Annotated in this window: 19 protein-coding genes and 1 pseudogene; 9 read left to right on the top strand and 11 right to left on the bottom strand. The window is 36.9% G+C overall.

Translation table 11 applies throughout. The features are described from left to right. Positions 1-153: 153 nt before the first annotated feature. The 7 genes from B3D94_RS08865 (at position 154) to B3D94_RS08835 (ending at position 7,436) form a co-directional block, all read left to right on the top strand. Complete coding sequence (locus B3D94_RS08865; protein WP_069482227.1) at positions 154-618, top strand: hypothetical protein; 465 nt, start codon at positions 154-156, stop codon at positions 616-618. A 260-nt stretch (positions 619-878) separates the two neighbouring features. Further along, a complete protein-coding gene (locus B3D94_RS08860) occupies positions 879-1,721 on the top strand; it encodes a DUF2785 domain-containing protein (RefSeq protein ID WP_291756774.1) in 843 nt (280 codons plus the stop codon). A gap of 817 nt (positions 1,722-2,538) precedes the next feature. Next, a complete protein-coding gene (qoxA, locus tag B3D94_RS08855) occupies positions 2,539-3,444 on the top strand; it encodes a cytochrome aa3 quinol oxidase subunit II (protein ID WP_008180850.1) in 906 nt (301 codons plus the stop codon). Positions 3,445-3,504: 60 nt separating this feature from the next. Continuing rightward, positions 3,505-5,448 (top strand): cytochrome aa3 quinol oxidase subunit I, encoded by a 1,944-nt coding sequence (gene qoxB, locus B3D94_RS08850; RefSeq protein WP_069482229.1) that lies wholly within the window; start codon positions 3,505-3,507, stop codon positions 5,446-5,448. A 1-nt stretch (position 5,449) separates the two neighbouring features. Then, positions 5,450-6,049, top strand: coding sequence for a cytochrome aa3 quinol oxidase subunit III (qoxC, locus tag B3D94_RS08845; protein WP_025114588.1), 600 nt, complete (start codon positions 5,450-5,452; stop codon positions 6,047-6,049). Continuing rightward, a complete protein-coding gene (qoxD, locus tag B3D94_RS08840; protein WP_012295499.1) occupies positions 6,049-6,330 on the top strand; it encodes a cytochrome aa3 quinol oxidase subunit IV in 282 nt (93 codons plus the stop codon). Before qoxC ends, qoxD begins: the two co-directional genes overlap by 1 nt. A 248-nt stretch (positions 6,331-6,578) precedes the next feature. After that, entirely contained in the window at positions 6,579-7,436 is an 858-nt protein-coding gene (locus B3D94_RS08835; RefSeq protein ID WP_069482230.1) for a DUF6612 family protein, read from the top strand. An 82-nt stretch (positions 7,437-7,518) separates the two neighbouring features. On the opposite strand, the gene B3D94_RS08830 is transcribed toward B3D94_RS08835, so the two are convergent. The 7 genes from B3D94_RS08830 to B3D94_RS08800 form a co-directional block, all read right to left on the bottom strand. Continuing rightward, complete coding sequence (locus B3D94_RS08830; RefSeq protein WP_069482231.1) at positions 7,519-7,938, bottom strand: universal stress protein; 420 nt, start codon at positions 7,936-7,938, stop codon at positions 7,519-7,521. A gap of 50 nt (positions 7,939-7,988) precedes the next feature. Beyond that, positions 7,989-9,056, bottom strand: a complete 1,068-nt coding sequence (locus B3D94_RS08825) for a PQQ-dependent sugar dehydrogenase (protein ID WP_291756756.1) — start codon at positions 9,054-9,056, stop codon at positions 7,989-7,991. 42 nt (positions 9,057-9,098) lie between these two features. Then, positions 9,099-9,263: a hypothetical protein gene (locus tag B3D94_RS08820; RefSeq protein ID WP_291756754.1), complete on the bottom strand. Its 165-nt coding sequence runs from the start codon at positions 9,261-9,263 to the stop codon at positions 9,099-9,101. Positions 9,264-9,414: 151 nt separating this feature from the next. Next, a complete protein-coding gene (locus tag B3D94_RS08815) occupies positions 9,415-9,831 on the bottom strand; it encodes a YugN family protein (RefSeq protein WP_069482233.1) in 417 nt (138 codons plus the stop codon). A 128-nt stretch (positions 9,832-9,959) separates the two neighbouring features. Next, positions 9,960-10,913 (bottom strand): alpha/beta hydrolase, encoded by a 954-nt coding sequence (locus B3D94_RS08810; RefSeq protein ID WP_291756751.1) that lies wholly within the window; start codon positions 10,911-10,913, stop codon positions 9,960-9,962. Positions 10,914-10,942: 29 nt separating this feature from the next. Continuing rightward, a complete protein-coding gene (locus B3D94_RS08805) occupies positions 10,943-11,668 on the bottom strand; it encodes an SDR family NAD(P)-dependent oxidoreductase (protein ID WP_291756748.1) in 726 nt (241 codons plus the stop codon). Positions 11,669-11,693: 25 nt separating this feature from the next. Then, complete coding sequence (locus tag B3D94_RS08800; RefSeq protein ID WP_291756746.1) at positions 11,694-13,319, bottom strand: flavin-containing monooxygenase; 1,626 nt, start codon at positions 13,317-13,319, stop codon at positions 11,694-11,696. A 141-nt stretch (positions 13,320-13,460) separates the two neighbouring features. Here B3D94_RS08800 and B3D94_RS08795 point away from each other — a divergent pair, with 141 nt between their 5' ends. Next, positions 13,461-14,150: a response regulator transcription factor gene (locus B3D94_RS08795; protein ID WP_291756743.1), complete on the top strand. Its 690-nt coding sequence runs from the start codon at positions 13,461-13,463 to the stop codon at positions 14,148-14,150. Between the two features lie 116 nt (positions 14,151-14,266). Here the strand turns inward: B3D94_RS08795 and B3D94_RS08790 are convergent. From B3D94_RS08790 to B3D94_RS08775, 4 genes and pseudogenes are all read right to left on the bottom strand, one after another. Further along, positions 14,267-14,697 (bottom strand): annotated as a pseudogene (locus B3D94_RS08790) (TrmO family methyltransferase domain-containing protein). A 49-nt stretch (positions 14,698-14,746) separates the two neighbouring features. Then, the gene (locus tag B3D94_RS08785) at positions 14,747-15,937 is read right to left on the bottom strand and encodes a Ger(x)C family spore germination protein (protein ID WP_291756740.1); all 1,191 of its coding nucleotides are present in this window, start codon (positions 15,935-15,937) and stop codon (positions 14,747-14,749) included. Then, positions 15,934-17,031: a spore germination protein gene (locus tag B3D94_RS08780; protein WP_291756737.1), complete on the bottom strand. Its 1,098-nt coding sequence runs from the start codon at positions 17,029-17,031 to the stop codon at positions 15,934-15,936. The genes B3D94_RS08785 and B3D94_RS08780 overlap by 4 nt, the downstream gene beginning before the upstream one ends. Then, positions 17,009-18,724, bottom strand: coding sequence for a spore germination protein (locus B3D94_RS08775; protein ID WP_291756734.1), 1,716 nt, complete (start codon positions 18,722-18,724; stop codon positions 17,009-17,011). The genes B3D94_RS08780 and B3D94_RS08775 overlap by 23 nt, the downstream gene beginning before the upstream one ends. 255 nt (positions 18,725-18,979) lie before the next feature. Between B3D94_RS08775 and B3D94_RS08770 the strand changes: the two genes are divergently transcribed. Further along, the gene (locus tag B3D94_RS08770) at positions 18,980-19,987 is read left to right on the top strand and encodes a nucleoid-associated protein (protein WP_291756731.1); all 1,008 of its coding nucleotides are present in this window, start codon (positions 18,980-18,982) and stop codon (positions 19,985-19,987) included. The last annotated feature ends 152 nt before the right edge of the window (positions 19,988-20,139 follow it).

Here is a 20,139-nt window from a genome sequence, read left to right as displayed (position 1 = left end):
TCTTATTTTTTACAAAAAATAATTGCTTTTTCATTCATATTTTGTAATAAAATGTATTATAATTAGAATAGTCTAAAATTTATTATAACTTGCAGACTTTCTACCTGGTTATCTGCATACAGAAAATCAAGTTCTTAATAAGGAGTGGAATACATGCAATTACTAGATACAATCACTGAATTTGACCATTGTATCTCACCTGCATTCGAGGCATTATCGATTAAAGTCATTTCATTTTCTACAACGGACGGACCTATTCAAGATAATCCGATCGAATTTGAATTTTTAACACGTACAAAAATTGATGTGTACACACAAGAAGCTAGCACTTATCTTTTACGTATTCTTGGAACAATTCCTGGTTCCATTGCACTTGGGCATCAAAATGAAACTCTTTCCATTATTCCTCAAAAAGTAAACATCGAATGTAATGACAAGCTGTTACATGTTGACAAAAAAGATATGCATCAAATTTTACAACATCCTGAGCCGAATCGTCATTACAGCGAATGGCTTATTGATGCTATAAAAAATACCAATATTCTCGTTGAGCTGAAGACAAACCAGCACTCACTGATTGAATGGCCAATCGGTATAAAATCAGCAGCCATAATATAGGTAGAGATAGACATACTTCATCGTATGTCTTTTTTTGTTACTCTTATTTAAGCCTTTCCATTTTATTGCGTTTCTATCATAACAACTTTCTATAGTTTCTGGAAATAATATTATATCAGCCACCAACATTAAAGTGTTTGTATTGTCGTTTCAAACAGCAAAAGGCTATCCGTCCTGCATTAGGATTGCAAATTGGTCGATTTGCTTGAAAAAGGAGCTATAATAATAAAACAAACCTTATGATGGAGGCGCACATAAATATGAATTTAAAAGAAACACTACGATCTTTTTCTACCATGACACTGCATGAACGTCAGGCAGTGATGAAGGACAAAGGAGAATGGCTCTTACAGGAGATGCTAACGCACATTGGTTCAACTGATGCTGAATTGCGCGATCATTTAATTTATCGTACGTTTGTTGATTTACTGAGTGATAATTTATTAAGCACACAACAATTACAATTATTATTTGAGACAGCAACAAGTGAGGAATTTTTATATGTACATATCGGAGAAGCACCAACAGACAGTGTCTTTACTAGGTCATTCTCCGCACTGCTTGTTGCAGGTTTACTTGCAAAGGATGCCGAGATGCTCGTTTTAAAAGACGACGAATTGCAGCCGTTCTTTAAAAGAATTGGACGCTATCTATTATTAGAACAAGATACAAGAGGTTACGTGAAGGATAAAGGATGGGCTCATAGTATTTCACATGGGGCTGATTTAGCCGCCATGACTATTAAACATCCTAAATTCGATTTACAATATGCCCCATCCATTTTACATGCACTAAAGCTTGTCACGTGGAAAGGCACAGTCTTTATCAACGATGAAGAAGAGCGATTAACCAACATAGTAGATGCTTTATTACAACAAAACTACTCGGAGGAAGCTTTGATCGAATTTGTTGAACAAGCCTTTGATAAGTTTGAAATGCATTTAATGACGCAAGGATATAATGAAAGCTTTTTTAGTGGGCGTACTTGTACATTAAACTTCATGAAGACATTGTATTTTTCTTTAAAAATGAATAATAAAGCCCTCAAACTACAAAATACAATCTATGGGCACGTAGCCAAATGGCTCAAGCTTGGTGACTGATTAAAAAATGCTAATTCGATACGTATCTTTCTCAGAAACATAAAAAATTTCTACCATACTAGCAAACTAAGTTACTTCTTAGTTTGCTTTTTGTTTTTCAAACAGAATATAGAAATGTAAATTTATGTATAATCAAGAAAACTATTTGTTATATTAACATAATTAATAACACTCCCCATTTATTCCCTTTTCAATCATTCCTTTCATTGATAGTTCATCCTAATGTTTCCACACAATGCTCTTCTTCTACTCCTTTTATATAAAAAACGCAAATAAAAAATATTATTATGTCCGTTGGGATACTGATTTTATTACAAAACAGCGTCCAAAATGTGAAATGCCATTTTTCATAAAAAAAACTATTTACTTAGTTAAACATGAAGAATGTAGTATTTTCAACGTTTCCACAGTGTTTAATAAACAAAACCTTAAAATACCAATACTAAAATAACGTTTTTTGTTCAAAAAATGTTCAAATTCAATGTATCTTTACTATCATTTCCATAACAAAATTATGTTTTTTCTTAAAAACAGGGCGTATAATCCAATGTGCAAACAACGACAAGATGTGACAATCGTAATAGACATGTACGTATGTGAAATGATTGCACAAATCATTGATTTTGCTAACGCTTGCATTAGACCAATCAACTTCAAGATTTATGTTTCATATTGAACCATGCCATTGTAAATTCTTAAGTTGTTGATTGGTACGCCAAGATAAAAGAGGTGACCTCAGTATCCACTATTTATAAATGTGAACTGACAAAAAACACATGAATTTTATGAATAGCCGTTCTATAGAAAGGAGTCAAACATGAAGAAAAAATTAAGTTTAATGTTTGTAGCATTGGGTGCCCTTGCACTTCTTGCTGGTTGTGAGCCATTAACAGTGTTCAATCCTAAAGGACCAAATGCCGAAACATTATCAAACACAATTATTTTATCCATTATTACAATGGCCTTTATATTACTAGTCGTGTATGTGCTTTTAGCCTTTATGCTAACTAAATATCGTGCGTCAAAAGCATCTGCAGATTATGAGCCACCTCATGAAGAGGGTAGTCATCTTCTAGAAATCACATGGACAGTAATTCCTATTATTATTGTTGCATTCTTGGCTGTTGTAACTGTAAGAACAACATCTACTGTAGAGGCTCAGCCAGCAGGTTATGACGATAAAGAACCTTTAGTAATTTATGCATCATCATCAAACTGGAAATGGCATTTTAGTTACCCTGAAGAAGGTGTTGAAACAGTTAACTATGTCAACCTTCCAGTGGATCGTCCAATTGAGTTTAAATTATACTCATTCGGTCCGATTACAAGTTTCTGGATCCCTCAATTAGCAGGTCAAAAATATGCCATGAGTGATATGTTAACAACTATTCACCTTGCAGCAGATGAAGTGGGTTCATTCATGGGACGTAACTCTAACTTTAATGGACGTGGATTTGCAGAAATGGAATTTGAAGCACAATCTATGACACAAGAAGACTTCGATAAATGGGTTGCTGATGTTAAAGCAAAAGAAAAACCATTAACAGAAGAAAAATTTGATGAGCTATTAAAGGCTGAGCATGTTGGTCGCCAAAGCTTCTCATCTACACACTTAGAATTCAGCCCTGCCCCAATGGAACATGGTAAAAACATGAAAATGGGTGACATGGATCATGGTGACATGTCTGAAGAAGATATGAATAATGAACATTCAGGTCATTAATTTACATTTAACTTTGAACGAGTAGAATATTAATTTTTAATTTTGAAAGGAGCGCATCCAATGAGTATGGAAGAATTATTCCATCCAATGCAAGAACCGATGATTTTAGCGGCAGCTATTAGTATCGTAGTTGGAGCAGTCGTTATCGTAGCTGGCCTTACTTATTTCAAAAAATGGGGCTATTTCTACAAAAACTGGCTATCAACTGTTGACCATAAAAAAATCGGGATTATGTATATCGCTGTAGCATTATTAATGCTATTCCGCGGTGGTATCGATGCACTATTAATGCGTGCACAAACAGCTGTTCCGGATAACGGGCTTCTTGATGCACAACATTATAATGAAATTTTCACAACACACGGTTTATTAATGATTTTATTTATGGCGATGCCATTTGTGATTGGTTTAATGAACATTGTCATCCCACTTCAAATCGGTGCACGTGACGTTGCTTTCCCACGTCTAAATGCTGTCAGCTTTTGGCTATTTGCAGCAGGTGCTGGTTTATTAAACTTATCATTCATTATCGGTGGTTCACCAGACGCTGGTTGGACAGCCTACTTCCCTCTTGCAAGTACGGATTTTAGTCCGACTGTAGGGAATAACTATTATTCTTTAGCACTTCAATTATCAGGTATTGGTACATTGATGACAGGTGTTAACTTCATCACGACAATTATTAAAATGCGTGCACCTGGTATGAAATTAATGAAAATGCCAATGTTTACTTGGTCGATTTTAATTACAAACGTAATTATTGTATTCGCATTTCCAGTATTAACTGTAGCGCTTGCTCTTATGATGTTAGACCGACAATTCGGTACTAAATTCTTTGCTATGCAAGACGGCGGTATGGATATGCTTTGGGCCAACCTATTCTGGGTTTGGGGACATCCTGAAGTTTATATCGTTATTCTACCTGCTTTCGGTATTTTCTCAGAAATCATTGCAACATTTGCACGTAAAAACTTGTACGGCTATAAATCAATGGTTATGAGTATGGTTGTCATTTCTTTACTATCATTCTTAGTTTGGGCCCACCACTTCTATACAATGGGTCACGGGGTTATGGTAAACAGCGTATTCTCTATTACAACAATGGCAATCGCCGTTCCAACTGGTGTTAAAATATTTAACTGGCTACTGACAATGAGGAACGGGAAAATTCAATTTACAACACCAATGCTTTATGCACTTGGCTTTATACCGATCTTCACAATTGGTGGGGTTACAGGGGTAATGCTAGCGATGGCAAGTGCTGACTATCAATATCATAATACGATGTTCTTAGTTGCCCACTTCCACTACGTTTTAATTCCAGGTACAGTATTCGGTGTACTTGCAGGTTACCACTACTGGTGGCCAAAAATGTTCGGTTTCCGTTTAAATGAAAAATTAGGGAAAACTGCGTTCTGGTTCATTGCAATCAGCTTCAACGTAACATTCTTCCCATTATTCATTTTAGGTTTAGATGGTTATGCTCGTCGTATGTACACTTACTCAGAATCAACAGGCTATGGACCATTGAACATGTTATCATTTGTTGGTGCTTTAGGACTTGCAGTCGGCTTTGCGTTGATCGTTTATAATATCTATTACAGCTGGAAACATATGCCTCGCAATGAAAAGGCTGATGTATGGGATGGTCGTACACTTGAATGGGCTACTCATTCTCCAGTACCAGAATACAACTTTGCTGTAGTTCCAACTGTTACTCGCTTAGATGAGTTCTGGTTCGCGAAAAAAGAAGGTCGCGATATTACAGCAGGTAAAATTGAAAAAATTCACATGCCAAATAATACAGGCACACCATTCTGGATGAGTGGATTCTTCTTCCTTGCAGCATTCTTTGCTGTATTCAATCTATGGGTGCCAGCCATCATTAGTATGCTTGGTGTATTTGGCTTCATGATCCATCGTTCTTTCGAAAAAGACCATGGTCGTTATATTTCAGTTGAGGAAGTTATGGCAACTGAGAAAAGCTTGAGAGGTGATAAATAATATGAAAATCGATTCTTCACTTCCATTAGAATATAGTACAGAGGAAAATCGCCTAAAAATCTTTGGTTTCTGGATTTTCCTTGGCGCCGAGATCGTGTTATTTGCCACATTGTTTACTGTGTATTTCACACTTCACACACGGACAGGTAGTGGCCCGAATGGTGCTGAAATCTTTGAGTTAACACCAGTTCTATGGGAAACATTCTTATTATTAACAAGTAGTTTCACAATTGGTCTTGGTGTTCATGCAATGCGTATTGGTCGTAAAAAGGCAATGATGACTTTCTTCATCATTACCCTTTTACTAGGCTTAGGTTTCTTAGCTATTGAGATTGATGAGTTCATCACTTATGTGCATGAAGGTGCGACAATTCAAACAAGCGCATTCCTGTCATCATTAATGACATTACTTGGAACACACGGTGCCCACGTAACATTTGGTTTCTTCTGGGGCCTAGCTATCATTATCCAAGTAGCTAAACGTGGTTTAAATCCACAAACAGCGAACAAAGCATTTATCTTCTCATTGTACTGGCATTTCCTAGACGTTGTATGGATTTTCATCTTCAGCTTCGTCTATTTGAAAGGATTGATTAGCTGATGAAGGAATTATTCCCAAAACAACATGTCATGGGCTTCGGCTTCTCATTATTATTGACACTTGTCGCTTTAGCCGTTGTAACCTTTGATATGAGTTATAAAATGGCATTCGCTATTTTACTTGTCACTGCCCTTGCACAAGCAACTGTACAGTTAGTGTTATTCATGCACATCGGTGAATCTGAAGATAAGAAAACGTTATATACAACGATTTTATATTCAGTATTCGTAGGTGTTGTAACAATCATTGGTACATTATTCGCCATGATTTGGGGTTACTAAGGAATTACATGTAGATATTTTCGAGCTTATTGAAACGCTCCTCAAAAAGCTGTCACCTACTTTCGTATTAAACGATTGGTTGGTGGCAGCTTTTTTATTAATTTTCATGCTTCTCACTGGTCGTTATTGCAAGATTATTGTTTTTTTAATAAGGAATTAGATATATTTTATAAAATAACGAAACTTTTCCTTTTCTTGGGCGTATACTAGTAGATAGTGTTTTTTACCAAGAATAGGAGATGAAAGTAATGAAGAAGATTTTTAAAGTATTAGCAGTTGGAACACTGGCATTGACGCTCGCTGCTTGTAATTCAAGTGCCACACCTACGAAAGACACAACTAAAACTAGCAATCTCACTTTAGAACAAGTGTATGACAAAGCAGTGGATCGTCAGTCTGACATTAAAAGTGCTAGTGCCAATATGGATATGACACAGATAACGAAGGTTGGATCTGGTGAAGAGGCTATGGAGTTCTCTATCAACTCAAAAATGGAAATGGACATTATCGTTGACCCACTTGCTATGCATTTATCGGGCTCTATGTCGATGCCAGATATGATGAGTGAAGGCCAAGAAACAACGGACATGCCTATTGAAATGTATATGAAAAAAGACGCTGGCCTTTTCATGAAAGATGTGACTACTGACAGCTGGTTAAAGCTTCCTGATGAGAACTTTGATGCAATTTTAGATCAAACGGCTACTTCTGCTGACGCTAAGGAACAGTTAGAACAACTCAAAAAGTTTATTAATGATTTTACCTTTGAACAAACTGATAATGAATATGTCCTTACATTAGAAGCAAAAGGTGATAAATTTAAAGAGTTAATTGATTCTGAGATTAATAAATCAATTGAGGACATGGGATTAGAAGAAAACCCTATGGATCAATTAACAATCGAAAAAATCAACTATGTGTTACACATTGATAAAGAGACTTTCGATACGAAAAAAATGGATATGAATTTTGATTTGAAAATGGCAGTGGAAGGCGATGAATTGTTAATGAATACAAAATCAGTCGTTACTTATACTGATTTCAATCATCTTAAAACAATTGATATTCCTCAGAGCATTGTAGATAACGCCCAAACAATCGAATAAAAAACAAACCTGCTTGTCATCTCTCTACAAGCAGGTTTGTTTTGTTTTTATCCATATAAATATGACGAAGATTTCCGTAAAATTATCGAACGATTAATACATCACAGTGAGCATGACGTACTACTTTTTCTGCTACAGACCCTAGCATCATTTTTTCCATTCGATTTAACCCTGTTGCCCCACACACGATTAAATCAACATGCGTAAGCTGTGTCAAAATCCCCTTTGGCGAACCCGTTTCTACTACTGACTCTACGCTTTGAACACCTATCTGAACCACTTGCTTTTCTAAGCTTTCCATTTTGCTCTTGTTTTCTTTCTTCAATTCTTCCGCATATTTTAAATCATATGCTGACACCGCTCCAAAAGATTTTGTATCAATCACATTCACTAATTGCAAAGTTGCATTGTGTTGCATTGCTAATTGACTTGCTCTTTCTAAAGCCTTCAATGATTGTTCTGAGAAATCAATTGCTACTGCGATTTTAAGATAGTTAGCCATTTTAGTCCTCTCCATTCTTCATGCCATTCCATGTTTTCACAAATATTATATCATAACGGTGTTCTGTATAGTTTATCGTCATCGGGTTGTGGATTTCCGCGTCCATCCGTATTATTACTGATAAAGTATAAATAGCTATCATCCATAAAAACATCTCGGATTCTTCCAAATTCCGATAGTAGTACATCTTGTTTTTTCATGTTCACATCAAATGTTAGCACTGCTGTCCCCCTTAGTGCTGCAGCATATAATTGATCATCTACTACAGTAATACCAGATGGCGCCCACGTATTTGTCGAGCCTGAAGTAAATAGAGGCGTTACCAAATGTTGCTGTTTGTCTGTTCCCTCCATAAGCGGCCAACCATAATTCTTCCCTTTTTCAATAATGTTGATTTCGTCATTTGCCGCATTGCCATGTTCGCTTGCGTACATCGTCCCATCCGTTGCCCATGCTAATCCCTGCGGATTTCGATGCCCATAGCTATACACATACGAACGAGGAAAAGGATTATCATTCGGTATGGAACCGTCCAAATTGAGACGTAAAATCTTTCCTTCCAATGCATCTAAATCCTGTGCTAAAGATGGTTGGGTGGCATCTCCGACAGTAACATACAATTTGCTATCGGGACCTATTTTTAAACGTCCACCATGATGATATGTACCGCTCTGTATTCGATCAATCAAGAGATCCGTTTCTTGCCACTTATTATCGATTAATATTAATGTCACAACCCGATTAAATTGCGCTGATCCCTCCTCATACGTATAGTAAGCATAAGCAATATTGGTTGTTGTAAAATCAGGAGCTAGCACAAATCCTAGGAGACCAGCTTCAGGAGCTGCCGATAATTGTTTCTTTAATAGGACCTGTTGTCTTTCAACTACATCTTCCGTAATCATCACAATATTTCCTGGTCTTTCTGTTACAAATAACGCTGTATCGCTTTTTTCAATCGACCAAGGCGTTTGCAATTGCTCCGCTATTATTTCAACGTTTGGAGTGACTTTTGAGAGTTCTTCTTGTTTTACCTTCCTCTCATCCTTCCCCTTAGTAGAAGTACAGGCCGAACACATAATAATAGCTAACAGTAAAACGGGAATCATTCGCTTCATCTTGTCTCCTCCTTTTTTTGAAAATAGAAAAAGACGTCGGCCCTAGACGTCTCTTTTACTTATTTTTATACTTTCGAACATAATTATTTCACCAAATGTTTTTGTGTGCTCTAGCACTTTAAAATAAGCTTCTTTTCGATGGATGAGTCGTTCTTGTCGTAATTTTTGATAGGAATAATAAAATTCATCTATTGTTATTTTATTCATAAACTCACCTCTTATAGTAGTATATGCTAACACTATTATAAGGTTGGTAAATTCTTACGACAATTCTATTTTCTATTTTTGATTATAAGTTCCCAAAAATTGAAGGATAAAAGACATATGATTTCTCGAAGGAATATACATATTTATCTAATTAGTTGATAAAAAAAGGCAGTACTTTTTCTTCTACAACTTGTTCACCCGCCTGAATCCATCTACTTTTATCATGAATATGCCCATCCTTATCAAGCGGCGTCTGGAATTGACTAGCTCCTGTAGCCTCCAGTAAAGAACCTTCATCATAGTCTAAACCAACGTTAGCAACATGTTTAATGACAAACGGCTTTTGAAATCGAATTTGAGCATCTTCATTATCCAATTCCCCAGCTGTTACGATAAAGGGCACGCGCAAATATATCGTTTCGCCCCCGCCTCTCCATAGTACCGCGTCGAAGCTCCCTTTATGATATTCCCAATTTCCACCAATTGTAAAACCACGATGAATAATATGATCTCGCAAATAACCATAGCCTATCTCTTTTCCAACTATTTTTGAATCAAACTGTAGCATTTTGAAACCTCCTCCTTTTACTTGATAAAAGTCTATCCTAAAAAGAGGAATTACAAACTATTTCTCACACTCAGCAAAAAAATCCCAAAGCCCTTTACTAACATGGCTTCGAGACTTTAGTAAATAATTTATAAAGGAACTGAGACTGTTCGATTTAAAACATATTTAGCGACTTCTACATATTCTGTAACAGCCCTTAGGCTAACTGCGGCAGTTGGCACTAAGCTTTCAAAGCCATGATAGCATCCTGGGTATAAATGAAACTCAACATCTACACCTGCCTGGCAGAGTTTCGTTACATATTGTAACGTTTCATCACGGAACGGATCTAGCTGACCAACACATGTGTAAGTAAAGGGAAGCCCAGTTAAATCATCGGCTCTTGCAGCAGCAGCATATTTTGGCACATTATCACTGCCGTTTTCTCCATTTAAATACATTTCCCATCCCTTTTGATTAAGGGAATGATTCCAGATCATATGACCAGTAATTTCTAAGGAGGATGGTGTATTATTACGATCATCTATCATTGGATATAGAGGCATTTGGAAGCTAAGCTTTGGATAATTGCGATCACGTGTTAGCAGTGCAAGAGCAGCGGTTAGCCCACCTCCAGCACTTGCCCCGGCTATCCCTATACGCAGATTATCAATCTTTAAATCGTCCGCATGATCTGCCACCCATTTTAACGCAGTATAACAATCTTCGAGCGGTACTGGGTAAGGATGCTCAGGTGCAAGTCTGTAGTCTACTGATACAACGACACACTTTGCATCTGTAACAAAGCGCTGACAAAGCAAATCATCGCCCTCTGGAGCTCCTAAAACATAGCCACCCCCATGAATCCATACCATTGCTGGGTAAATTTCACTTTGCTCTTTTGGCTGGTAGATTCTAATGCGCAGTGCAACACCCCCTTCAGGTCCTTGAATCATTTTATTAGTAACTAAAATCTGCTCGTTTATTGTGGCTGGTACGGCTACTGCCGCCATACCATCTCTTGTAGCTTGTACATTGTCTAAGTCTAAAGGTGGAAAAACAGCTAATAATTCTTTTAGTTCTGGATCAATACGATGTTCCATTAAGCTTCATCCTCTCTTTTATCTGTTCTTTACGATGTAAGTCCGCCATCAATCGTCACAACTGCACCATTCATATAGGAAGACTCCTGTGAAATTAAGAAAGCGATTACATTTGCGATTTCAGTAGGGTTTGCTAATCTTCTTAGAGGTCCATTCTCCTCTGGGCTCGTTTCAAGTCCCTTTGTCATGTTTGTCATAACACCACCAGGGCATATAGCATTTACGCGGACACCGCTTGGTCCATACTCTATGGCAGCCGTTTTAGTTAGCCCAATGACACCATGCTTACTTGCGGAATAGCCACCCAAATAGGGTTGCCCTTGTATTCCAGCAGCTGAAGCGGTATTCACGATGACACCTGATTGTTGTTGTTCCATCTCTTTTAGTACATACTTTAAGCCTAAAAATGCCCCTTTCAGATTTACAGAGATTACACGATCAAACATCTCCTCATCTAAATTACCTAGTAACGAGGGTGGACTTAATATGCCCGCATTATTAATGAAAGCATCAATTCGACCAAATGCCTGCTTGGCAGCATCCACATACTTCCTTACATCTTGACTGTTAGAAACATCTGCTTGGACAAAGATGGCCTGCTGCTGATGCTCTTTCACAGTATTTAAAGTATCATGACCACTCCTTTCATCAAAATCTACTAATATTAATGCCTTGTTTTTTGTCGCTAGTAGTTTAGCTGTTTCTCTACCTATTCCGCTTCCCGCACCAGTAATAATCACTACTTGCTGCTCCATATTTTTTATGCTCCTTCCTCGGACACTATGATATAGATTTTAATTTTAATAACTGAAAGCCTTCATAATTATTTTGGGCAACCTCCTGACAGCGTTTTGTGTAATAATTGAATCCACCTAGATAGATTAAGAAGCTACGCGGTTTCCCTGCAATATTTGCGCCTGTATACCACGAATCGCCTTTTACATATAATGTTTCATTTGCAATCTCTCGACAATGTTTACTCCATGCCTGCTCTGCTTCCGCATTTGTCTCCATGACATCGAAATCATGTTCACGTAAATAATCGATGCATTGTGCTATCCATTCTACATGTTGCTCTATAGCAATTGGCATATTTACAAGGACAGAAGGACTTTCTGGACCTGTAATCATAAATAGATTTGGAAAACATGCTGTAGCTAGTCCAAGATATGTTTGAACAGATGCTCCATTTTCCCATTTGTCTTTTAATGTCACGCCATTCCTTCCACGAATGTCTATTTTAAATAAAGGACCCGTCATGCCGTCATAGCCCGTTGCAAATATGATCATATCTAACTCGAAATGATCGGTAGCTGTTTGGATCCCTGTTTCAGTAATCTCTAAGATTGGCGATTCCTTTACATCCACCAGTAAAACATTATCTCTGTTATATGTTTCAAAATAATCGCTATCTAAAACTTGTCTTTTTGTGCCATACATATACTTTGGACATAGCTTTTCTGCAACGATTGGATTTTGAACAGTTTCGCGTATTTTAGAACGAATAAATGCCGCCGCCTTTTCATTCGACTGTTCATTTGTTAATAAATCCTTGTAAGTCGATGCAAAGGCAAATCCACCTTGCGCCCATGCTTCCTCAAAAACTTCCTGTCTATGATGATCACTATCCTCAATAGCAGATGGGTGGTTATAGGCAAAAGGTGTGCCTGAAACTGAATTTCTCATTGCATGCTTCAGATTTTCGAAATTCCCCTTGGTCTCTCGTATAAAGCCTTCATCATACAGATGATTCCGAGCAGGAATTGTATACTGTGGTGTTCGTTGAAAGACAGTTAAATGCTTGGCTTCTTTAGCAATTACCGGAATGGCTTGAATGCCACTAGAGCCTGTTCCAATTATACCTACTCTTTTGCCTGTGAAATCTACTTTTTCATGTGGCCAATGCCCGGTATGATACCATTCTCCACTAAACTGATCTAACCCCTGAAACTTAGGAACATTCGCTGCAGAAAGGCAGCCTATCCCTGTAATAAAATACTTCGCTAAAACTTGATGTCCATCATTTAGATAAACCAGCCATTTATTCTGTTCCTCATCAAAATGTGCAGCCTTGACGCGTGTGTTGAATTGAATATTTGCTCGCAACTTTAAACGATCTGCCACATAGTTTAAATACCGTAATATTTCTTCTTGCTCAGGAAATCTAGATGTCCACGTCCATTCTTCATATAATTCTTTAGAGAAAGTATAATTATAATAAATACTTTCAATGTCACATCTAGCACCAGGATATCGATTCCAATACCAAACGCCCCCTACACCATCACCAGTTTCATAGACAATCGTTGAGAATCCTTTACTCTTTAATTGATGTAACATATATAAGCCTGCAAATCCTGCGCCTAGAATAACTGCATCTACCTCTTTAACTGGTTGATTTTTCACATCATTCCCCCTCATCTAAAAAATTCTCAAGTGAACATTAAGAAAAAAATAGCTTTTCTTAACATAAATGCTACAACTTACAGAAAATATTGAAAATTCCTTATTTTAAGCGTAGTATATACTTAAAAAAGGGGATAGGTCATGTCCAATCTCTATACCATTCAAAAACGTTTCGACACTGTGCAAAACTATTCCAATCACGAAGAGTTGTTGATTCACATTTTGCAGGTATATCTAGATTCTTTTCCGATCAAGGATGCTTATTTATTAAGGTATTCACCAATAGGCTTTGTCGCTGAAGGTATTATTTTTTTAAATGAAGAGGGTGGCAGTCATATCGGAGAAATTCGTGAGGAAATACGTAGCTTCCCTATTATTTATTCAGCTATCGTTGAGAAAAAAGCTAAATTTTGTACGGGCATGGACTATTTAAAAAACATCAGTATTAAATATTCCATCCCCTCTCAAAACAACGCTTTTTTAATTGTTCCTATCTTTATTGGACATTATGTGTTTGGTTATATTTGCAGTACACAAATAGATATGGATGAAATAACCGGAAAGCTACTAGATGACTTTACAGCCTTTGGCAATGTGATTGGTCAGCTCATCATTCAAGCTAGAGACCCTAAAAAGGATAGTATACTTAGTAAGAGAGAATTAGAGGTCATGAGACAGATTGCTTTAGGAGATAGCACGAAGGAAATGGCTGATTTTATGAATTTAAGTGAATTAACAATCAATCAATACGTAAAATCCGCCATCAAAAAATTACAGGCCAAAAATCGCACGCATGCCATCAGTATTTTATATCAAGAGGGGGTTATTTAATAGGGGGAACACATTTCTCCCCCCTTTGAGCCTATCGAATTAGACATCTGAATCGAAAATAAGCAAATACCATATATTGTTTACATTCATTCCCCATATGTTTTCATTAAATCTGTTTACCATGCTGGCTGTTTAATAACTCCTTTCGGTAGTAATTCTTTCATAACTGGCTTCATGTCTATAATAGGCGTCACATCAATGGCATCAAGCCTTTTTACAAACAATGTTCTCTGTTTGTCCTCTACCAATTCAACATCGTAATTCCCATTTTATTTGGTCCATTTTTACCTCTTTGTGCAAAAATGCCTACTTTTGGATAGTTTTGATTATTTCTTGGATGCCTTGCTTCATACTGAATTTGATCGTCTGAAACCTGATCAAAATAAAAAATGATTTCTAAATGAGAAAAATCTTCTATTCCTTTCAACGACTCTTCATGAAAATTTTCTGAGAGTTCAATGGTTGATATAATTTCTCCCCAGTAATCCTCTTTTATTGTTTTCCGGCTGTTGCTAACTGTAGCAATTGGTTGAATCATATATTGCATTCCATAATTCTGGTATATGGGAATAAATATAAAAAAGGATATTAACGTATTAATCACCTGACGTTCCATAATCCTTGATGGTTACGTTCACTTCACATTTTATAGGTACCTCACTAAATATTTCATCCCAATCTTTTTTTATCTTTTCCCATTCTTTTGGATACTTAATTCTTAATTTATTACCGAATCCTGAAACATCTGTTTGATATTCTTGTTGAAGCTTTTCAGACGTTTTCATCACTAATCGTTCAATTTCTTGCTCGATTGTTTTCTCCGCTTTTTTTAAAAATTTATTGTTAAATGCTTTATCTGACAGTACCCAATGTTCAGCAATTCTTCCTTCAGATTGAATTTTCACTGTAAAAGAAATATGGTCACCATCTACTTTTGGTACGATCTTACTTTTCATAGACATGATTTCATAAACGAGAGGCGAGCCCGATTCTTTATCAAAACTCTTTACTAAACCTCCTTCACCTTTCCCTGTGATCCATGTAATGCCCTCTAAGTCGCTTTCATTCAAAAAACCTCGAAGTTTTTTAGTTTTCCCATCAATGACAGCAGCGCCTACAAATTTTACTTCTCCATCTTCTGAAATAACGTTTTGTAATAAAAAGCTTGAATCCGAATATAATTTTCCTTCTAATTTCGCAATGGTCATAGGTGGTAATATTTTAGTTGTTCTTTCATGCCCCCCCATCATCTCTACCAATTGAAAGGCAGGGATTTTCGTTGGTTCATTCGTTTCAAGTGTATCACTTGCCCGCCCCTGAGCAATAAGTAGAAGTCCGCTTGGTCGTATTTCGAGCTCTCTTAAAAAAAAATCCAACAGTTGCTGTAAGTTAATAGTGCTGGCAAGATCCTCGCCAATAATTGTGACCTTGGAATGCTCTGCAAATGAATGTTTGTCTGACTTTAATAGCATATTTCGTAAAGTAGGTAAAACAACATCCCCTGTTTCAGAAACATTTTTATATGCCTTTTCTCGTAATGTTCCATCTTTCATTCCAGTAACAGTTGTCTCAGAAGTGACCAATTGATTCGTAACGGTAAGCAACGTTCTATTAGCATATTTAGCCTCTGTTTGTTCCTCAGTCGTAGCCTCTCCTGTTGCTAAATCCAATGAGGTACCAACAATCAATCCTAAATCCTCAATCTCTTTACTACTCCAGCAGCCAGTAAGTAAGAGAGATGCCATTACCACAAGAGAAATACGCAAATATCGATAGGGTCTCTTCATGTTTTATCGCCTTTCAGTTTTGATATAAGGAGTAAAGTTATGGGTAATACACCAAATAAAAATAACGCAGCATGACCGATCTTATCGCCAAACTTAAACAAGTCATTAATATTTTTAGGTGTCATGGCGATAATATAAATAATCGGTAATAACCCATATAGAAAAGGGTGTATGCTTTTCTTAAAAAGCTGAGCTAATCCTAAAGCGGCAGCATAATAGGTAATGGTGAAGGTAGCAAAAATTTGCATAATCCAAATAACAAGTAAAAATGATTCAAAGCGCTCGAAAATTAATCCTGGAATTTCAAAACTCCGCATAAGTTCGATTGTTGGCCATGTTCTTGTCAGAACCCCTTCGATGGACAGAGCGCCAATCACCATTACAACTGTAATAACATAAAAAAGTAATGGAATCGCTATGCCCACTAAGACGACTTTGACTGCTTTCTTTTTATCAGATGGGTACATAAATGCCACTAAAAGCAGCATAATCTCAGGGCCTAGAAACGCTAAAGTCGCCGTTTTGATTCCTTTCAATATCGGAACGACTCCCATCCCTAAAACAGGTCGAAGATTATCGATCTCAAAGATTCCTAAGCTTAAAAAAGCAACAAGTAAGAAAATCACAAAGGTAATGGGAAATATAATTTCGAATAAGCGACCGATCGAATTTATCCCACCACTCACCAAATAGAGCCCCACCCATAAGAAAGGCAAAATAATAGCCCATGTGGGTGTTCCCTCCAATAAAAAGAGGGAGGTTACTTCAGCCATGATTCGAACCTCAAATGCAGAAATCGTAAAGAAATAAGTAATGACAAGCGAACTAATCAACCAGCCTAGCCATTTCCCAACAATATCTTGATTATATTGATAAAATGTCTTGTCTGGATATTGTTGACTTAGCTTGACGATAATTACACCTGCAATCATGGCAACAAGGCCGCCTAAAAAAACACTAATCCATACATCTGGTGTTTTCACCTTCTCTACCGAGGCACGAGGCAAGGTGAGAATGCCAGTTGCAAGAATATAATTAATAATAATGACTATTGTTTGGGACGTCGTAATTTTATCTTTTGGACTGGTGATCATGGCTACTAGTTTCCTTTCCTCGTATTTCCCCTTTACGAACAGAATTTTTTGGCTGTAATAATTTTGGTCGGCGTTTCATCATCATTAATGGCATACGTACCATAAAATCTTTCCAATCCCCTGCTCTATATGGAACAGTCGGACTAACATAAGGAACACCAAAACTTTTCAGCTTCACTAAATGACTGCAAAGGAACAGGAAAAATAAAATGACTCCGTAAAGACCAAATATTGCAGCGAAAAACATGGCCACAAATCGGAGCATTCGTAATGTAATACCAGCGTTATATTGAGGGATAGCAAAGGATGAAATAGCGGTTAAAGCAACGACGATCACCATAATCGGACTTACAATTCCAGCTTGGACAGCTGCTTCTCCAATAACAAGACCACCGACGATTCCCATTGTGGGACCGATCGGCTTGGGTAAACGAAGTCCAGCTTCTCGTAAAATTTCGATTGCTACCTCCATAATAAGCGCCTCGATTAACGCAGGAAATGGAACTCCTTCCCTTGTGGACATCATGGACAGTGCTAGCTTAGTTGGGATTAATCCCTGATGGAACGACACAAAAGCAATATACATGGATGGACCAAAAAGTGTAATCCCAGCTGCTAAGTATCGTAGAAGACGAATGAGCGAACTAGCAAACCATCGTTCATAATAATCTTCTGGCGATTGTAGTAGCATATTAATGGTAACTGGTACAATTAAAGCGAATGGTGTGCCATCTAATATAATGGCAACTCGCCCCTCCATTAATGCCCCATATACTCGATCAGGACGCTCCGTGTTCTGCACTTGTGTAAAAGGGCTCAGAAAATTATCTTCAATTAATTGCTCTATATAGCCCGATTCTAATAGGTTATCAAGATCGATTGTTTGTATCCGTTTTTTTACCTCCTCCACCAACTCTGGATCTACTATCTCATCCATATAGGCAATAACTAGCTCCTTTTTTACCCTCTCCCCCACTGCCATCTGAATGATAGATAATTGCTGATTTTCACCTTGCTGTCTTAGAAGGGCCGTATTGTCACTTAATCTTTCTGTAAAGCCTACTCTTGGCCCTCTAACAACCGCTTCTGAAATAGGCTCCTCAATATTACGCGTCTTGCCATTTATCGTACAAAGTAATAAAACATTAGGCATACCGTCTACAAATAAAGCTGTATACCCTGTTAATACTTTACTTACTATTCCTTGCATCGTTGATTCTTCTAGTATATCCCCGATAGGTATATTATTTTTCATGAGGTTCTGCAGATTGCCGTTTTCTGTTAAAGTAGAGGCGGATGTGTCCGAAAAACGTTCCATAATCGAAGTCAAAATATGCTCTTCGATTTGCACTTTATCTGCCAGTCCTTCCAGAAAAACAATGGCCGCACGAATATCAGTGTTTCCTATGTGAAACTCTCTAAAGTGGGCATCCCAATTATGCCCAAGTTCTTTTTTTATTTGTTCAAAATCTTTGTTAAAATCACCTGTAATCGGGGCAACTGTTTCTTGACCAGATGGCTGATCTACTTCCTTTTGGTTCGAATATTCTTTCATGTCGATCTTGCCATTATTCTTTTTTTCAAGTAATAAACCATTAAATAATTTGAAAATTAAAAATGGAATAATGAATACTAAAAAAGCCTGCATAAAAACTTGCCAATGTGGTATGTAGAATATTATCCTTTCCCACATAATGATCACCCTCTTTAATACAATCGAACATAGAATTACTACATGTTTTTATCATTATCTAAGCGGTCCTATTTTAAACTTCTAAACGTCAACATCTTTCCATGACAAAGTGCTAGCATTGGGATGTATTCTTAGCTTAATGATTCATTAGCTTTCCTCAGTCCTTAATATCCCCTTTTATTTATTCGGATCATTGAAATCTATAAAATAAGATATGGTATACTAGCTACTATGAAAAATTAGAAGGTGACATATATGCTAGAAGTTAATGAAAGTAAATTAGCCCACTATAGTATCCATTATTTGAGCGAGGCGACACTTCTTTTAGGAGAAGAGGCATTTACACAGCCAGAGCTCATGTTAGAAGCTGCATTTACACAGCTTGCATTTAGTAAAATAGAGCTGGAGCAGCAATATGAATTTTTCCATGAAACAGATATTGCGCTAAATGAAGTTTTTGCCTATTCAAAAAAAATATTCGAGCAGGACAGTAGCTTTCTTGAACAATCTCAAAATATGGCGAAGCACTTACATAGTGTATCCCAGCACCCAAATATCAAAAGCGGAGAGCTATTTATTGGCTTGTTTGAAAATTGTTTTCTATTAAATGAGGTTAAAAAGGTCATTGCCATTGTTAAAATTGATGAAAAAGAAATGTTTTTAGATGTCAAAAATGACAATAACAAAATGATCATTCACGGTGTGGATGGTATAAATGTGAAAAAAATTAATAATATGGCGATCATCGTAGATGTGGGACAAGAGCACCCCCCTGCTGTATTTATAAAGACGAAGCGAAAAGAGGATATCGTCTACTGGCAAGAACGATTCTTAAAAATTAAAGCAGCAGATGAACATTATCATAAAACCGATTTAGCGCTCAATGAATGTAAGAAGTATATTTTAAAAGAAGAGAATTACTCGAACACAGAGAAGCTGGGCTTTTTAAATAAAACGTTAGATTATTTTAGAAATGAAGAGGAGTTTCAAGTTGACCACTATATTGAAACCGTATTTGAGCAAGCGGATGCTACCCAAAAGGATATCCTCGTCAATTCAGTCAAACCTTATGAAACTGTTATTTCTGACAGCGCACTAGAAAAAGCTGAAAAGAAATATAAACGCAAAATAAAGCTTGATTCCAATATTGAAATTCAAGTCAATATTCAGCATATCGATCAAATAGACGAACTGATTGAAGTTGGCTATGATGAGGAAACAAATCGAAAATTTTATAAAATTTATTTCCAGGATGAAATATAAATGAGAGAAGCTCACGCTCGATGGTTGTAGTGCTATAGCTTGACCGCTTAGTGAAACTCAATGGCTTACCCTTATTTCATTATAAAAAAGGCATTCCCTTAAAAAGGGATGCCTTTTTTGCCTTAAAAACCACCATATTCTTTTTAAAGTTT

The organism is Lysinibacillus sp. UBA5990 (genome assembly GCF_002429815.1).
In the GTDB taxonomy this organism is placed as follows: domain Bacteria; phylum Bacillota; class Bacilli; order Bacillales_A; family Planococcaceae; genus Lysinibacillus; species Lysinibacillus fusiformis.
The sequence above is the reverse complement of the archived record's forward strand: the minus strand, read 5'-3'. Positions and strand labels throughout refer to the sequence as shown.